General features: G+C 45.8%; 12 protein-coding genes. 7 read left to right on the top strand and 5 right to left on the bottom strand.

Annotated features, from left to right (window positions below; translation table 11 throughout):
- Positions 1-110: 110 nt before the first annotated feature.
- Positions 111-515 (bottom strand): rhodanese-like domain-containing protein, encoded by a 405-nt coding sequence (locus H8K33_RS16900; RefSeq protein ID WP_186892238.1) that lies wholly within the window; start codon positions 513-515, stop codon positions 111-113.
- Positions 516-665: 150 nt separating this feature from the next.
- Between H8K33_RS16900 and ftrA the strand changes: the two genes are divergently transcribed.
- The gene (gene ftrA / locus H8K33_RS16895) at positions 666-1,628 is read left to right on the top strand and encodes a transcriptional regulator FtrA (protein ID WP_186892237.1); all 963 of its coding nucleotides are present in this window, start codon (positions 666-668) and stop codon (positions 1,626-1,628) included.
- Between the two features lie 76 nt (positions 1,629-1,704).
- A complete protein-coding gene (locus H8K33_RS16890) occupies positions 1,705-2,391 on the top strand; it encodes a glutathione S-transferase family protein (RefSeq protein ID WP_186892236.1) in 687 nt (228 codons plus the stop codon).
- A gap of 79 nt (positions 2,392-2,470) precedes the next feature.
- On the opposite strand, the gene H8K33_RS16885 is transcribed toward H8K33_RS16890, so the two are convergent.
- The 3 genes from H8K33_RS16885 to H8K33_RS16875 all read right to left on the bottom strand — a co-directional run bounded on the left by H8K33_RS16885 (position 2,471) and on the right by H8K33_RS16875 (position 6,259).
- Complete coding sequence (locus tag H8K33_RS16885) at positions 2,471-2,725, bottom strand: DUF1161 domain-containing protein (protein WP_186892235.1); 255 nt, start codon at positions 2,723-2,725, stop codon at positions 2,471-2,473.
- 188 nt (positions 2,726-2,913) lie between these two features.
- Positions 2,914-5,340, bottom strand: coding sequence for a TonB-dependent receptor (locus H8K33_RS16880; protein WP_186892234.1), 2,427 nt, complete (start codon positions 5,338-5,340; stop codon positions 2,914-2,916).
- 7 nt (positions 5,341-5,347) lie between these two features.
- Positions 5,348-6,259, bottom strand: coding sequence for a type 2 periplasmic-binding domain-containing protein (locus H8K33_RS16875; RefSeq protein ID WP_246443693.1), 912 nt, complete (start codon positions 6,257-6,259; stop codon positions 5,348-5,350).
- 568 nt (positions 6,260-6,827) lie between these two features.
- Between H8K33_RS16875 and H8K33_RS16870 the strand changes: the two genes are divergently transcribed.
- Positions 6,828-8,966: a S46 family peptidase gene (locus H8K33_RS16870; RefSeq protein ID WP_390318909.1), complete on the top strand. Its 2,139-nt coding sequence runs from the start codon at positions 6,828-6,830 to the stop codon at positions 8,964-8,966.
- Positions 8,967-9,013: 47 nt separating this feature from the next.
- Here the strand turns inward: H8K33_RS16870 and nhaR are convergent, their stop codons facing one another.
- Positions 9,014-9,985: a transcriptional activator NhaR gene (nhaR, locus tag H8K33_RS16865; protein ID WP_186892232.1), complete on the bottom strand. Its 972-nt coding sequence runs from the start codon at positions 9,983-9,985 to the stop codon at positions 9,014-9,016.
- A 147-nt stretch (positions 9,986-10,132) separates the two neighbouring features.
- Between nhaR and H8K33_RS16860 the strand changes: the two genes are divergently transcribed.
- From H8K33_RS16860 to H8K33_RS16845, 4 genes are all read left to right on the top strand, one after another.
- Positions 10,133-10,819: a Bax inhibitor-1/YccA family protein gene (locus tag H8K33_RS16860; RefSeq protein WP_186892231.1), complete on the top strand. Its 687-nt coding sequence runs from the start codon at positions 10,133-10,135 to the stop codon at positions 10,817-10,819.
- A gap of 89 nt (positions 10,820-10,908) precedes the next feature.
- Positions 10,909-11,865 (top strand): TerC family protein, encoded by a 957-nt coding sequence (locus H8K33_RS16855; RefSeq protein WP_186892230.1) that lies wholly within the window; start codon positions 10,909-10,911, stop codon positions 11,863-11,865.
- A gap of 489 nt (positions 11,866-12,354) precedes the next feature.
- On the top strand, positions 12,355-16,104 hold the full coding sequence (metH, locus tag H8K33_RS16850) for a methionine synthase (protein ID WP_186892229.1): 3,750 nt from the start codon (positions 12,355-12,357) through the stop codon (positions 16,102-16,104).
- A gap of 34 nt (positions 16,105-16,138) precedes the next feature.
- A complete protein-coding gene (locus tag H8K33_RS16845) occupies positions 16,139-16,834 on the top strand; it encodes a hypothetical protein (protein ID WP_186892228.1) in 696 nt (231 codons plus the stop codon).
- Positions 16,835-17,071 lie beyond the last annotated feature (237 nt).

Below are 17,071 nucleotides of genomic sequence, written 5' to 3'. Positions count from 1 at the left end.
ACGGTTGCTTGGCCTACCCCTGCGAAGGCAGGGGGCGAGGCGAACCAACAACGCCAGCGTCTGTTTTGCGTAAGTCCTAGAATAGTGAATTTTCAATGCGCTGATAAAGTCTAGGATTCAGATCTCGTCAGTTGGTATCCCTGATCTACCCAACCTGTGATACCACCGAGCATAATTTTGACCGGACGTTCCAACTTGGTGAGTACGATCGCCGCTTTAGTGGCACCGTTACAATGCGGACCTGCGCAGTAAGTAACAAACAAAGTTTCTGGTGGGTATTTGTTAAGTTTTGAGGCAATCATTTTGCCACGCATCATGTGGATCGCGCCGGGAATATGCCCGCTTTGATACTCCTCAGGAGTACGAACATCGAATAAAACAAATCCCAGATCGCCTTGCGCAAATGCTTCATGCACATCCCAGCAATCGGTTTCATATTGCAAACTAGATGCAAAGCGATGCAAGGCATCAGCGCTATTTGCGGCAGTAACTTCGAGTACGGCATTGGTCGACATATTTTCTCCTAGCGTGGTTAAAGTGCGTTTCCAAACAAGGTGATTGTGCTTGACGGTGAGATCGCAGTATAGTGTCGTAAATGACAGTATTCAGTCAAAATACGTCAACCCTATAAAATCTCATTTTGTGAAGTTTTAAGCCTAAAGTCTATGCCTGCACCACTTGTGATTGCGCTTGCCTACGATCGATTATGCACGTTTGAATTTGCTTGTGCGGTCGAACTATTTTCGCTGCATCGCCCTGAACTCAATGTTGATTGGTATCGGTTTCAAGTCTGTGCAATTGAACCGGGCAAGCTGCGTGCGGCTGGTGGTATTTTAGTTGAGGCACGCTATTCTTTGCGTCGCTTAGATCAGTTGAAACAAGGAGATATCATCGTTGTGCCGGGTTGGCGTGATACCGATGAGACTCCACCGGAAGAATTGCTCAAGAAGATACGCGCGGCCTATGCACGTGGGGTGCGCTTTTGCACGATTTGTTCAGGAATCTTCGTGCTCGCAGCAGCCGGTATTTTGCATGACAGAAAAGTCACGACGCATTGGTGTTATGCTGAAAAGCTGAGACTGACGTATCCAAGCTTACAAGTTGAGTCGGATGATCTTTATGTCGACGATGGCCAGATTATCAGTTCCGCTGGATCAGCGGCTGGGCTGGATATGTTGTTATATTTGGTCAGAAAAGATTATGGTGTGAAAGTCGCGAATAAAGTGGCGCAACGTTTGGTGATTCCACCGCATCGTGAAGGTGGGCAAGCGCAATTTATTCCGCGCCCAATTGCACAAGATGAGCGCGGACGTATATCGCAATTACTTGATTGGATACGCGCACATCCCACGCGTGATCTTAGCTTATCCGCATTGGCAAAACGCGCAGCGATGAGTGAACGAACCTTGCAAAGACAATTCTTGCAATTGACAAACACTACGCCAAAAGAATGGATCGCACGTGAGCGAGTTGCGCTAGCCAAAGAATTACTCGAATCTTCATCAACCAGTTTGGTGCGCATTGTTGCATTGACAGGTTTTGGCTCGGAAGAAACTTTTCGACGACAATTTAAGCGGATCACGGCAACCAGTCCGCTCGCTTACAGAAAACAGTTTTTTGGGAACTAAGCTTACGCAAACTCAGTCATAATAGATCGAAATTATTTGAATTCATTACCGTTTTATCGCACACGAGAGGCCTTGCATGTACACCCTTTATATTGCTAACAAAGTTTATTCATCCTGGTCTTTGCGTCCGTGGATTATGATGCGCGAATTGGAATTATTGTTTGAAGAAAAACTCGTTACTTTTGGCACCGGCAACAACTGGGAAAACTTCAGAAAATTTTCTCCGGCTGGCAAGGTGCCTTGCTTGCATGACGGTGCCTCGGTAGTGTGGGATTCATTAGCGATTATTGAATATTTAGCAGATCGTCATCGTGGTGTTTGGCCTGAAGATGCGCAAGCAAAGATTTGGGCGCGTTGCGCTGCCGCTGAAATGCATTCTGGTTTTAGCCATTTACGTACAACTTGCACGATGCACGTCGGTTTGCGTATACGTTTAAAAGAAATTAAAGCGGAATTACAAGCTGAAATTGACCGCCTAAATGAGCTGTGGTGCGAGGGACTGAATCGTTTTGGCGGGCCATTTTTGGCAGGTGAAAAATTTACCGCCGTCGATGCTTTTTTTGCGCCTGTGATTTTCCGTATTCAAACTTATGGCATCGCGATGAATCCGCAAGCGAGTGCCTATGTTAAACGGATGTTAGCGCTGCCAACGATGCAGCAATGGCAGACTGAGGCTTTAAGGGAAAAATGGCGTGAGCCAGGTCATGAGAAAACCGCTTTGGCTGCTGGTGATGTTTTAGAAGATAAGCGTATGCAGCCGTAAATTACTGAAAATTCTATTGGATCATTGAACATGGTGTGCGACTGTAAAGTGGCACACCATTTTTTTTATATTGCAGGTCTTAGGAACTTCCTTCTGCAGGTTTAGCGGCGACAGATTTTTGGTGTATGACTTTCATCGTCCCTTTTTCACAGCTACCCAATACGCGCCCTTTGATTTGCGTGTCCTTGCTAACCACGATCATGGGGTAGTCTTTCACCCCTTTGCCCGCAACTTTTTTCTCTATCTTGGCTTTTAGATCGTCACAAGATAGAACGCCAGCGGAGGCTGAGAATCCCATGAATAATAGGCTGAAAGTTAAGATGACTCGTTTCATAGCACACACTCCCGTGTAGATATTCTAAGTTTTTAGCACTGACATTGACTCATGGCGAGCGCGATGAATAAAACCTTATCACTCGGAAACAATTCCGAGTAGAAATATTCGATGTGTGACGTGAATACTGTTGTAATTGCCACTCAAATGCCGAGAATGGCGGTGATCTGAGCTGATATGACTAAGCTTCAAAAGCCACTACTCAAGCTCACAAAAATCTGGCGTGGTGGAATTGGGAATGTGTTGTAAGTGTTGTTCGCAGCACCGACTAAAAGCGTTGAGGTACCGCGACGGTTAGCTAAATTGGTGAGATGCAGGCTAAGACGGTTTTGCTCATGGCGCCATTTCCAAGGCAACGGATATTGCACGCCCAGATGCATCAGAAAATGTGCCGGGACACTTAAATCATTGGTGTAAGTGGCATAACGCTTGCCGACAAAATCGGCGATCAATTGCCATTCAAGGCTATTCCACTTGAATTTCAACATGGATTTATTGAGCCAGCTCGGGCTAGCGGGTACTTGTTTGCCTTTGGTATTGACCCGATTCGCTCCATTGAAATAGTCATCTTGATAGCTGGAATGGTTATAAGACAAGGCATTAAACAGAGAGAGGTTTGAACCAAATTGCAGCGTGCTGGCGATATCGATGCCATAGGTTTTGACGCTGCCCACATTGGCTAAAATCGGATTGCCGTTGACGATAGAAGAAATCACCGGTGTCGGGCTGATTTGCAGCAAACGATCACGGAAATTCACATGATAAATTGTGAGCTGATTTTCTATCGAGCGCAGTCCGATTGTTTGTCTGAAATTGTCTGAAAAATGACGACGCGTGCGTATGCCAGTCTCAAAACTGATGGCGGTTTCTGGTTCTGCTGTTCGCTTGAATAGTTCAAAGGCACTTTGGCTATTTAAGCTCCACGGCGAAGCGCCGACCGCGCCATAGGTAATAAATTGACGCAAATTTTTTTGCAAATTGACATAGACCTGATCTTGATTTTGCAAACGCCACACCGCGCCAAGTTGTGGCAGAAACCAAGCTTTTGTCGTGATTTTTCCTTCTGGCAGCGCGCTTGATCCGCCATTAATCGCACCCAGTTTGGGTTGTACAGGAAAATAGCCTTCCGCAAATTGCAAACTAGATTTAAATCCTGCTTGCAAAGTGATTGCCGCTTGTACTTGCCATGCATCTTGCCAATGCAATTGAACGACCTGATTATTGATTGCACTACCATATTGTGTGATGAGCGGATCACGCGGACGTTGATACGGACTTAGTGGTTGCTGGCGATCTAGTTGATACCAACGCCGATAAGCATCAGAACGATTATGTTCTATCCATATTCCAGTTTGCCATTGATGCGCACCAGATCGGCCTTGCCAGTTCGAAATTAAGCCAGCGCGATTGATCGTATATTCTGTCGTTCTCACCGCATAGCCAGAACCACCAAAGGTTTGCTTTAAATCTTGTGTTGGGAAATAGACCTTAAAGAGCGCGGGCAAACCAGCAACTTCAATTGGTCCAGCTACCGCACCTAAGCCATCGTGTTGATGCCAGTACACTTGATTGTTCCAACTATTCCTAGGATTGATCTCCGTTTCTAATTTGAGATACGCTAAATGATCGCGACGTTGCGCGACACCGAAGTAATTTCTATAGTTAGGACCATCAGCACGCGGCGGCTCGCCCTTGGGCGTTAAATAGTTTTGCGCAAAAGCGAAATCGGGGTAGGTCGTTGGGCGCGTGTAGGGCACAAATCCTTCTTGAGCATTGCGTACGATACTATCTTCATTCGGTTCGGTCTTATCAGAGAAATTATAGTATGCAGTGAGCTTGGAATCCGCGAAATGCTTGATCCACTTTGCATTCAATTGTTCACCACTTTGTATGCCTTCAAAATCCCAGGCACGCGCGCGTTGACGTAGGATAGAAAGATAAAAAGCTTGCGATGCGGATGGATCAAATTCACCACTGTCGAAGCGCAGATAACTGCGACTGGCGCCGTAGCTGCCAAAGCTTTGCGCTAGTGTCCAATGCTGTGTGTCACTTGGGTTGCTGGAAAAACTTTCTATGGTGCCACCCAAGTTACTGGTGGAGGCGGTCGCCAAGTCGCCAGCGCCAGAACTCAGCATGACATTACGCAAGTTTTCGCTACTAATCGCACGTTGTGGCGATAGACCGTTGTAATTGCCATATTGTTGATCGCCCAAGGGCACACCATCTAAGGTGTAGCCCAATTGTTGCGCGCTGAAACCGTGAATAAATAAGGAAAAATTTTGTTCGTTATTTCCCCAAGGATCAGCCGATTGAAAGTTAACTCCGGCTAACTGCTGTATTCCTTTAAGCGGATTCATCCCCGGTAACAGGCTTTGCAAAGTTGTGCCGGGCAGACTGAGGCTGGAGCGACTTTTTTGCGTTTGTATGACGACGACAGGCACTTCTTTGTTCGCTACTTCGGGTTCCGGCAAATGACTATTTTGTTCGCTGCTAGTCGCTTTGCCTGCATCTGTTTGTGCGGTAGCCTTGTCCGAACACAGTAGCGCTAAGCTCCATAGTACTGGCAGCGCGATAGTGCATTTTTTGAACGTCGATAAGGCCGCTAACTTTACCATTGCATTCTCATTTCATTTTGGGACGGAACCACAGCGATGAATGATGAAGTGGTGTTGCTTTCGGTAGTAAATAATTTTGTATTTCAATGATGCGGCGATTCTTAAAATTCACAGCCTCAATTGCCTTGCCGTTGTATTTCCAAAAAATCGCATCAAATGAACCGTCTTTCAGCATCTTTTTTAACCCTGATTCAAGACGCTTGTGCAAAGCCTGATTGTTCTTGGAGACAAAAAAGTAATACGGCCACGGGTAGTGAATCAGGATGTTTTCATCAATCACCATGTCGGGATTCTGTGCCGATTCTTTCTCAAATTCAGTGAATATTTCGTTGATACCGCGGGGGAATAAATCGAAGCGTTGATAATGGAGCATACGGAATAGATTGCTATACTTTGCTTCCACCACTGAAATCCCATTCGCTTCGTATAATTTCACGTCGTCCCAACCGACTCCTTGTCCTACCGAGAACTTTTTCAAATCAGCTAATGTGCGTACATTTTTGAGCAAGGCTTGCTTCTCTTTGTGGACCAATAAGATGCGATAACCCAGAAGCCCTTTACGTAGAGGAATACGAATCGCTAAATAATTCTGTTCTTTTTCTTCGGTAGTCGAACTCCAGACGACGTTTAAGTCATGGTCATTTGCCAGATTATTTAAATAGCGCAAGCCATTGGTGTGCTGCTTAGACGCGCGTAATTCGTAGGGGCCAAATTCGGCGACGGTCTTTTCTAAAGCCATACGCAAAATTTCTTTGACATCGTTAAAACGTGGATCCCCTTTTTCTTCATCGGCTGGATGAATGACCAGCGTTACTTCTTTCGCTTGACTGTGTGGTGACCAGTAGCACGCGAATAGACATAGCATCAATACAGCGACTAGCTGTTTGGTTAAAGTTTGAGGGAAATGAATCGTCTGCATTGAACTAGTCGAAGAACTTCAATTGTGTTGTGCCCGTCAATCAATAGCGTGAACATCCGGCACATTGCTCGTCGCTCATTGCTGCGCTATTGAAAGTCTGTTCCTGTCTGTTCCTTTAAGGCAAGACCCAATGTAGCACATCTCACCAGAAGATTTGATGACATCAATACCAGATGATGGAAAACAACGACCACTCATCAATCTGAAAACGATACTTTATTGATATAAGTGTCAATAATTGCTTTAAAAATCCCATCTATTTCTCTTAAAGTAAGTAGATTGTGATTCTGTTTTAAGACTTGCTTGTCACGCTTTTTACCGCAAAATTTGCACAACTCTGGTGCACATCTAAAAGTGTTTTAAAAAAGAAAATAATAAATAGTATAGGACGTATGCAAAATTGTTCCAGCGAGGCGGCAACATAGGTGCTGGGACGGTTTTGCGTCAGTTCATCGTATGCCAGATTGATGATCTTAGATATGAAGCAAATCAAATCATGTGCAGTTGGTTTGGTCTGATCTTTGAACAGCGATATACTCGCGCACTTAGCTTAATGAAGGAGATCAAATTGTTCAAAAGACTCGTGATACCAGCGGCGATACTCGCCATCAGCCAATATGCGCTTGCCGACGAAGGTCAGTGGCAACCCTATCAATTGACGCAGCTAAAAGCGGAGCTCAAAAAAGTTGGCATTACTATTCCTGCCGAAAAGTTGGCAGATCTGTCTAAACATCCGATGAGTGCGATTGTTTCCACTGGCGGTTGCTCAGCCTCTTTTGTTTCGCCAGAAGGCCTGATCGTCACCAATCATCACTGTGCCTATGATGCGATTCAACGTAACTCTAGTGCTAAGAAAAACTATATTGCGGATGGCTTCTTAGCCAAGACGCGCGCTGAGGAATTAGCTGCAGGCCCAAGCGCACGTGTGTACATCACAGATAAAGTAGAAAATGTCACGAAAGAAGTGACCGCAGGTTTGAGCGATAAAATGTCAGGCCGTGAGCGTCGCGAAATGATCCAAAGCAAAATTAAAAAGATCGTCGCCGATTGTGAACAAGACAAAGCCTACCGTTGTTCGGTACCGAGTTTTCATCGCGGCTTAGAATACTATCGCATTCGCCAAATGATGATACGCGACGTACGTTTGGTGTACGCGCCAGCAGATATGATTGGTAATTATGGCGGTGATATCGATAACTTCGAATGGCCGCGTCACACCGGTGACTTTGCATTCCTGCGTGCTTATGTCGGTAAAGATGGTCGCCCGGCAGATCCTTCGCCAGAGAATGTACCGTATAAATCAAAAGACTTCTTGGTAGTGTCAGCCGAAGGTTTGAAAAATGGTGATCCGATTTTGTTGGCTGGCTATCCAGGCCGCACAAGTCGTTACAAATTACCGTCTGAAATCCGCTTCGCACGCGATACCGATTACCCATTACGCGCCGCTGAAATGTTGGCAGATATCGCTACCATCGAAGCGGCGACCAAAGGCAATGCCGATGATGAAGTACGTTACGCCAGTGTGGTGAAAGGCATCAATAATCGCCTGAAAAAAACACAAGGCTTGATTGATGGCTTTGCACGTAAAGACATCGCCGCGATTAAAGATAGTCAGGATGCACAATTCCGTCATTGGTTAATTAGTGCAAGCAAAAATCCAGCAGAGGCGAAAGCCTTATTGGCAAAACTCGATGCAGTGATTGCCGAAGACATGGCTTTGTCGCAAGAAGAGTTGGCTTATTCAGTTGCGACCAATAGTGATTTGTTGTCTAGCGCGCGTGCCCTGTATCGTTTAGCGATTGAAAAAGAAAAGCCAAACGCGCAACGCGAAGGTGGCTATCAAGAACGTGATTTGGCTTTTATCAAAGGCCGCCTCACACGTTTGGAGCAGTCTTTCGTCGCCAGGGTGGATCGCGCACGTTTGACGGCGGGATTGGCGCGCTATTCGAAGTTGGCGGCACATCCAGCAGGTTTGAATGCCTTATTACCATCGGTCGAAACAGCAGCAAATTTGTACGACAAAACGCAATTGACAGAAACTGCGAAGCGATTGGCGTGGATGGATAAAGATCGCGCTTCGTTTGCGCAATCCGATGACGCCTTCGTGCAGCTTGCAGTGAAGTTGCATGATGTCGGTATGTCTTTAGAAAATCGCCGCAAAGAAGTCGATGGCAATCTCGATTTCATCATTCCACAATACATGCAGGCAGTGATTGACTGGAAAAAGTCACAAGGCAAACCAGTTTACCCAGATGCCAATTCCACCTTGCGTGTGACTTTTGGTAATGTTGGTTCTTATTCGCCACGTGATGGTTTGACCAAAGGGCCTTTTACTACGGTTGAAGGTATCGTCGAGAAACACACTGGTAAAGACCCTTTCATCGCTCCAGCGCCATTGCTGCAAGCGATCAAAGAGAAACGTTATGGTGTTTTCAAAGATAAAATCCTCGGCACCGTACCGGTCGATTTCTTATCCAGCGCAGACACCACAGGCGGCAATTCTGGTTCCGCTGTGATGAATAAGCGCGGTGAATTAATTGGTTTAAATTTTGATTCGACCTATGAATCGATCACCAAAGATTGGTACTTCGATCCAGCGATCACCAAAGCGATTCACGTTGATATTCGTTACATGCTGTGGGTGATGAAAGAAGTTGATCGTGCGGATAATGTCTTGAAGGAGATGACGATTAAGTATCCGAAGTAATCAAATTTCTATTGCAGAAGAAATAGCGGTCAGTGGCAAACTGATTGCTATTTTTTTATACTTTTTTTGACGCGTGACTTTTTTTCCGCTGTTGGTGTTGGTGGTGAAGCTGAGAGATCTTGTTCAAACGAAGTCAGCGGTTTTGCTTGACTAATCGCCAAGACAGCGGGGTGAGTAATCTTGCGTTGTACTGAAATAGCGTAGAACTGTTCGGTAATATCGTTGGTGGCACCCACTAATTCCAAATCGTATTGGCGCATGACCATATCAGCGATGGCACTCGGTTTTGCAAAGAAGCCGACACCCGCTTCGCCGAATGCACTCATCAATGCGCTGTCATCAAATTCGCCAGCAATCCGTGGGCGTACCCCTTGTGTCTCGAACCAATGCATCAGGCGGGAACGTAATGCGGAATCTTCACCTGGTAATAAAATAGGCGCGCCGTCCAAACATGCCGGAAATGGCTGTGGGTATTGTTCGCGCAAGCCGCGCGTGGCAAAAAAACTCAGACCGCATTCACCGAGCGGATGATTAAAACCACGTACATTTGCACTCGGTGGCATCGGTGTGTCTGTGATCACAATATCGAGTTTATGTCTTGCCAGTTCGGCTAATAAATCGTCAAGCTTGCCTTCGCGACAATTGATCCTTAATGTCTGTGGCAAACTGAGTGCTGGCTCCAACAATTTATAGGCAACCGCCTTCGCGACCGCATCAGAAACACCTACACGCAACTGTACCGTGCGTTCTGTCGGATGATGTCTGAGTACCTGCTCCAACTCTTGCCCTAATAAGAATATTTCTTCGGCATAGGCTAAGACGAGTCGTCCCGCCTCGGTGAGTTCTAAATTGCGCCCGGCTTTCTCAAAGAGCGCCTCACCTTGCAGATCTTCAAACAGGCTTAGCTGTCCGCTGATGGTTTGCGGTGTGATATGTAATTGTTCGCTGGCACGTGCGATGCTGCCCGTTTTGGCTACCATCCAAAAATAGTATAAATGCTTGTAATTTAATTGCGCCATTTTCAAGCTCCTGGGAATGGATTTGGAAAGCATCGATTTTTTCGATTTATATTGCAATTATATTCGACTTTTCTTTATGAATGCGTTGACCTACACTTGCGTCACCCAAATTGGGAGAAGAGTTAAAACAGATTTTAGGAGAGAACCATGAGTATCTTAGACCGTAGCACCTTGCGCGATGCGCAAACAGTCGATTATGTAGATAGCAGCGCGATCAGCGGACATAAAGTACTGCGCAACACTTATATGTTGCTGTCTATGACTTTATTGTTTTCCGCCATTACTGCTGGCCTTAGCATCGCTTTCGCATTGCCAAGCATGGGCATTATCGTTACCTTAATTGGTTATTTTGGTTTATTGTTTTTGACCGCGAAATTACGTAACAGTGCATGGGGTATTGCGTCTGTCTTTGCCTTAACTGGTTTCATGGGGTTGACTTTAGGCCCTATCATTAGCCGTTACTTAGGCATGCCAGGTGGTAGTGGCATCGTGATGAGTGCGATGGGTTTGACAGCCGTAATTTTTATGGGCTTGTCGGCTTATGTGTTGATCAGTAAGCGTGATTTCAGCTTTATGGGTGGCTTCTTAGCGGTTGGTGTTTTGGTCGCATTTGTTGCAGGTTTGGGCGCGATGTTCTTTGAAGTGCCAGCTTTGTCAATTGCAGTGTCTGCGGCATTTGTGTTGTTAATGTCCGGGATGATTTTGTTTGAAACCAGCAACATCATTCGCGGTGGCGAAACCAACTACATCATGGCAACGGTCAGTTTGTACATCACGATTTTCAACTTGTTCACTAGCTTGTTGCAAATCTTAGGATTTATGGAAAAAGAATAAGTCATCGCTTTCTGATTGACCTCTGCTGAAATAGCTTTATCGGTGGGATGCGATTTATCCCACCACCTTCCCTTGATTGAAAGAATTTTATGTTAGAAACAGTTGCTCAGCCCTGGATGTGGGCGGCATTTATTGCCTTCGTTCTTAGTATGTTGGCTTTGGATATTTTTGCGCTTGGTGGTTCTAAGTCGCATAAAGTCAGCGTGAAAGAAGCAGCGATTTGGTCGTTGGTATGGGTATCCTTGGCCTTACTGTTTAACTTGGGGATGTATGTTTATCTCAAGGATATCGTTGGCGAGACAATCGCGATGGCGAAGTCCATGGAATTTTTGACTGGTTATGTGATTGAGAAATCTTTGTCGGTCGATAACGTGTTCGTGTTCTTAATGATTTTCGGACATTTCGCTGTACCTGAGCAATATCAACGCAAAGTCTTGTTATACGGCGTGCTGGGCGCGATTGTGATGCGCGTGATTATGATTTTGGCTGGTAGCTGGGTGGTTTCGCAATTCGCTTGGGTCTTGTACATCTTCGGTATTTTCTTGGTAATCACAGGTTTGCGCATGATGGTCGCAGCTGAAAAAGAGCCGGATATGGAAGCCAATCCAGTATTGAAATTTGCTAAAAAGATGCTGCCGTTTACCAAGGATTATCACGGCGAAAAATTCAGCATTATTCAAAATGGCAAGCGTGTTTTCACACCATTATTGTTAGTACTGATTTTGATTGAAATTTCTGACGTGGTGTTTGCGGTTGATTCTATCCCAGCGATTTTTGCGGTAACGACTGATCCATTCATTGTGTTCACATCGAATATCTTCGCGATCATGGGTTTGCGTGCTTTGTACTTCTTGCTGGCTGATATGGCTGATCGTTTCCACTTATTGAAATTCGGCCTTGCATTGGTGCTGATGTTCGTTGGCGTGAAGATGTTGATCGTTAAGTGGGTGCATGTACCGACTGCGATTTCTTTAACGGTCATCGGTACTATCTTGGCTAGCTCTATCATAGCGAGCCTGATTGCGACACGTAAAAAGGCGAGCTAAGTCGCTGAGTTGATCAGTAATTAGTAAGTTATTAGTAAGCATTTTTTAGAACTAGTCAGCTTGAAAAACAGATCCGATATAGGCTAGTTCAAACCAGTTCCCTCCTTAAGGCGTATGGCTATTTCAGCATACGCCTATTTTTTTTGGGTATATTTCGACATCATTCTTATATCTTTTTTCTATTTACTAATAAGGGCCGCCATGCTGTTGGCAAAAAATAATGCTGGGAATAGTGTTTTTCCATAGTAAAAGCGCGTTAACACAGCCGCGTCATAGCATTTATGTAAGCAGAGTCAGTTTAGGAAGTTCATTCGAAATAAAGTATAATTTCAGCTTGTTTTCCTGCGCCGATTTGAGACTCAGATTGCGGGCGCGTAATAAGTGCAGCTAAAGGTAGTAATTTCTTACCAAATCGCACACTCATTACCCGATCCGCTTTTGTCAGCCTGATCGGGTTTTTGTTTTTAGCGATACGTCAATCTACATACTATGTCCACCGTTCTGAAATCTTCCGCCACCGAAGCCCGTCTGCGCGAGCTACTCCAACAACGCATCTTGATTCTGGATGGCGCGATGGGAACGATGATACAACGCTATAAATTGAACGAAGCTGATTATCGCGGCGAGCGCTTTAAGGATTTCACCGGCCCGGCTGGTGTGCGCGAACTCTTCGTCAAAGGCAATAACGAATTGCTGTCACTGACGCAGCCGCATGTGATTCAAGAAATCCACGAGCAATACTTGGCGGCAGGCGCAGATCTGATCGAGACTAATACCTTCGGCGCAACCACGGTCGCGCAAGACGATTACCACATGGCGCATCTGGCGTACGAGATGAACGTCGCTTCTGCAAAAATTGCGCGCGCAGCTTGTGATAAATATTCCACACCCGACAAACCACGTTTTGTCGCTGGCGCACTTGGACCTACGCCTAAAACCGCTTCGATTTCACCTGATGTGAATGATCCAGCGGCACGTAACGTCACCTTCGATCAATTAGTCGCCGCGTATTTGGAACAAACTCGAGGCCTGGTCGAAGGCGGCGCTGATGTTTTACTAGTCGAAACCATTTTCGATACGCTCAATTGCAAGGCCGCTTTGTTCGCGATTGATCAATATTTTGAAGAAACTGGCAGCACTTTACCGATTATGATTTCCGGTACAGTGACCGATGCCTCTGGCCGTATTTTGTCTGGTCAAACCGTACCTGCATTTTGGAATTCCGTACGCCACGCTAAGCCACTCACCGTTGGTTTGAATTGCGCACTTGGTGCTGCTTTGATGCGCCCGTATGCGGAAGAACTTTCCAAGATTGCTGATACTTTTGTCTGTATTTATCCAAACGCAGGTTTGCCTAATCCTATGAGCGACACTGGCTTTGATGAATTGCCAGCTGATACGTCCGCATTGCTAAAAGAATTCGCCGAAGCGGGTTTTATCAATATCGCCGGCGGTTGTTGCGGCACTACGCCCGCACATATCAAAGCAATTGCCGACATTCTCACAACCCAAACACCACGCGCTGTTCCGACGATAGAACCGGCGATGCGCTTGTCGGGTTTAGAACCATTTACGATTGATGCGCAGTCGCTCTTCGTGAATGTCGGCGAACGTACCAACGTCACAGGCTCCAAAGCGTTTGCCCGTTTGATTTTGAATGAGCAATACGACGAAGCTTTGGCCGTCGCGCGTCAACAGGTAGAAAACGGCGCGCAAGTCATCGACATCAATATGGATGAAGCGATGCTCGATTCGCAAGCTGCGATGACGCGCTTCTTAAATCTGATCGCCTCAGAACCAGATATCGCCCGCGTGCCTATCATGATCGATTCTTCCAAATGGGATGTGATCGAAGCTGGCTTGAAATGCGTACAGGGCAAAGCCATTGTCAATTCGATTTCGATGAAAGAAGGCGAAGAACAATTTCTGCATCACGCCAAACTCTGTAAGCGTTATGGTGCTGCGGTGATCGTCATGGCGTTTGATGAAAAAGGTCAGGCTGATACTTACGAACGCAAAATAGAAATCTGCAAACGCGCTTACGATTTATTGATCAGCGCTTGTGATTTTGACCCTTACGATATTATTTTTGATCCGAATATTTTCGCGGTCGCAACAGGTATCGAAGAACACAATAACTACGCAGTCGATTTCATAGAAGCGACGCGCTGGATACATCAAAATCTGCCAGGTGCCAAAATCAGCGGTGGCGTCTCTAATGTGAGCTTCTCTTTCCGTGGCAATGATCCGGCACGTGAAGCGATCCACACGGTGTTTTTGTATCACGCGATTCAAGCGGGCATGACCATGGGTATCGTTAATGCCGGTATGGTTGGCGTGTACAGCGAATTGGATGCTGAATTACGCGAACGCGTCGAAGACGTTGTTCTCAACCGCAGAGAAGACGCCACCGAGCGCATGATTGAATTCGCGGCGACTTTAAAAGCTGGTGGCAAAAAAGAAGAAGCAACGCTGGAATGGCGTAATGAACCGGTAGAAAAACGTCTGGCACATGCAATGGTGCATGGCATTACTAACTGGATCGTTGAAGATACCGAAGAAGCGCGCGTGAATGTGTTGAACGCAGGCGGTCGTCCTATACAAGTGATCGAAGGTCCATTGATGGCGGGCATGAATATCGTCGGTGATTTGTTTGGTCAAGGCAAAATGTTCTTGCCGCAAGTAGTGAAATCCGCTCGCGTGATGAAACAAGCGGTCGCGCATTTAGTACCCTTCATTGAAGAAGAAAAGAAACGCAGCGGCGACAATAAACCGAAAGGCAAAATTGTCATCGCCACTGTCAAAGGCGACGTGCATGACATTGGCAAAAACATCGTCACGGTCGTTTTGCAATGTAATAATTTTGAAGTCGTCAACATGGGCGTGATGGTGCCATGTTCAGAAATTTTAGCCAAAGCCAAGGCAGAAAATGCCGACATTATCGGTTTGTCCGGTCTGATCACACCTTCATTAGAAGAGATGGCCTACGTCGCTAAAGAAATGCAACGTGATCCGCATTTCCGTATGTTGAAGATTCCACTTTTGATCGGTGGTGCGACCACGAGCCGTGCACATACCGCGGTTAAAATTGCGCCGAATTACGAAGGCCCAGTGGTCTACGTCGCGGATGCTTCACGTTCAGTCTCCGTCGCACAATCTCTGCTGACACCAGAAAGTCGCGATCAATACATCGCCGAACTCTGTAGTGACTACGAACGTGTACGCACCCAACACGCGAACAAAAAAGCCTTGCCTATGGTGACGCTGGCCCAAGCACGCGCGAACAAAATGAAGGTCGACTTCACTGGCGACAAAGCGCCAGTGCGTCCGAAATTCATAGGTCGCCGCGTATTCAAAAACGTCGATTTAGCAACGATTGCTAATTACATCGATTGGGGACCGTTCTTCCAAACCTGGGATTTGGCCGGTCCATTTCCAGCAATTTTAAAAGACGAAGTAGTCGGTGAAGCAGCAAGTAAAGTGTTTGCTGAGGGCCAGGCGATGTTGAAGAAAATCATAGAAGGTCGCTGGCTCACAGCCAACGGCGTGATCTCTTTATTGCCCGCCAATACGGTGAATGACGATGACATAGAAATCTACACCGACGAATCGCGTAGCGAAGTCGCGTTCACCTATTACGGCACGCGCCAGCAACTTGAGAAAGCCATCATCGACGGTGTCCAGCGTCCGAATCAATGCCTAAGTGATTTCATCGCCCCGAAAGACAGCGGCATACAAGATTACATAGGCATGTTCGCCGTCACCGCAGGCCTAGGCATAGAGAAGCACGAAAAACGCTTCGAAGAGGCGCATGATGATTACAGCAGCATTATGTTGAAATCGCTGGCTGATCGTTTGGCGGAAGCCTTCGCAGAATATCTGCATGAACGCGTGCGTAAAGATTTATGGGGCTATGCAGCGGATGAAGCATTGAGCAATGCAGATCTGATTCAAGAGAGTTATTCAGGTATTCGTCCTGCGCCTGGTTATCCTGCTTGTCCTGAGCATACGGTAAAGACCGCGATGTTTAAGCAGATGCAGTGTGAAGAGATTGAGATGTTCATTACGGAATCATGGGCAATGATCCCGGGTGCTGCGGTGTCGGGTTTCTATTTTGCGCATCCTGAGTCTAAATATTTTAGTGTTGGGAAGATTGCTGGGGATCAGGTTGAGGATATGGCGGTTCGGCGTGGGGTTGATAAGAATGAAGTTGAGCGGTGGTTGGCGCCGAATTTGTGATTTTCACTTAGATAATTCTGACTTACTCCGATATATGAAAACCGTAAATTCAATTACTTGGTCCGACGAAAAACTGAGATCCAATGTTGAAAGACTTCGGGGATCACAAATTGCCGCGGAAATTGGCGAAAGTATTCGATCGATTAATCAACGGAACCTCTTTTTGCATTACCATTTTAGTCAAATTAGTGACTTATTAATGAGTAAGGATGAGATTCATCAGACAATTCAAATGAATCGACAAATACGTCTCGTAGCCAGAAAGCCAGAGGAGGTTATAGATTTTTATAGTCATCGAAATATTTGTAGTGATATTGGCGCGAATATTTACGGATTTATTCAAAGTAAGCATGCGGTGGTTGATATGCTTTGCTATGTAATTTGTTTGGCGTTAGATTACAAACCAGGCAAGAGTGAATTTCGAAATTTCGACTTTACTAAGAAGATGCTGAAAGGCACCGATAGCACCAAGCTCTTGAAAAATGAATTGGATAAGATTTGTGGAGATCATAATTTCGATTATTTAAAGGAATTAACTAATACAGCAAAACATCAACGGCTCGTTAAAATTACATTTGATGACGCATCTAATAGTCCTCAATTTGAAGCCTTTAATGATTTTCCCAAAAGAGATGTTTTAAAATTCTTAGATCAAATTCATGACTCGAATGGGAAAAAAGTAATAAACGTCCTAAAAGAATTGGATCACTTGATTCCAAATATTTCATAAAATTGGCTAAAAGCCTGTAAGTCGTAATATTTTCGTAGGGTGGGTTAGCGTCAGCGTAACCCACCGCTCACCGTATAAATCACGTATATCGCTTGTTCGACCTCTCGCGAACGAGTCGCTGAATTTTTGCTTTTGGCATTGGCTTTCACATAAACTTTACGTTCACAGGTCGGGTGTGGCCCGACAGCCACTCACTTTTCTTGCTTCGCCAAGAAAAGTAAGCAAAAGAAGGCGACC

It is taken from the genome of Affinundibacterium amnicola, assembly GCF_014284275.1.
Lineage (GTDB): Bacteria > Pseudomonadota > Gammaproteobacteria > Burkholderiales > Burkholderiaceae_D > Undibacterium > Undibacterium amnicola.
The sequence above is the reverse complement of the archived record's forward strand: the minus strand, read 5'-3'. Positions and strand labels throughout refer to the sequence as shown.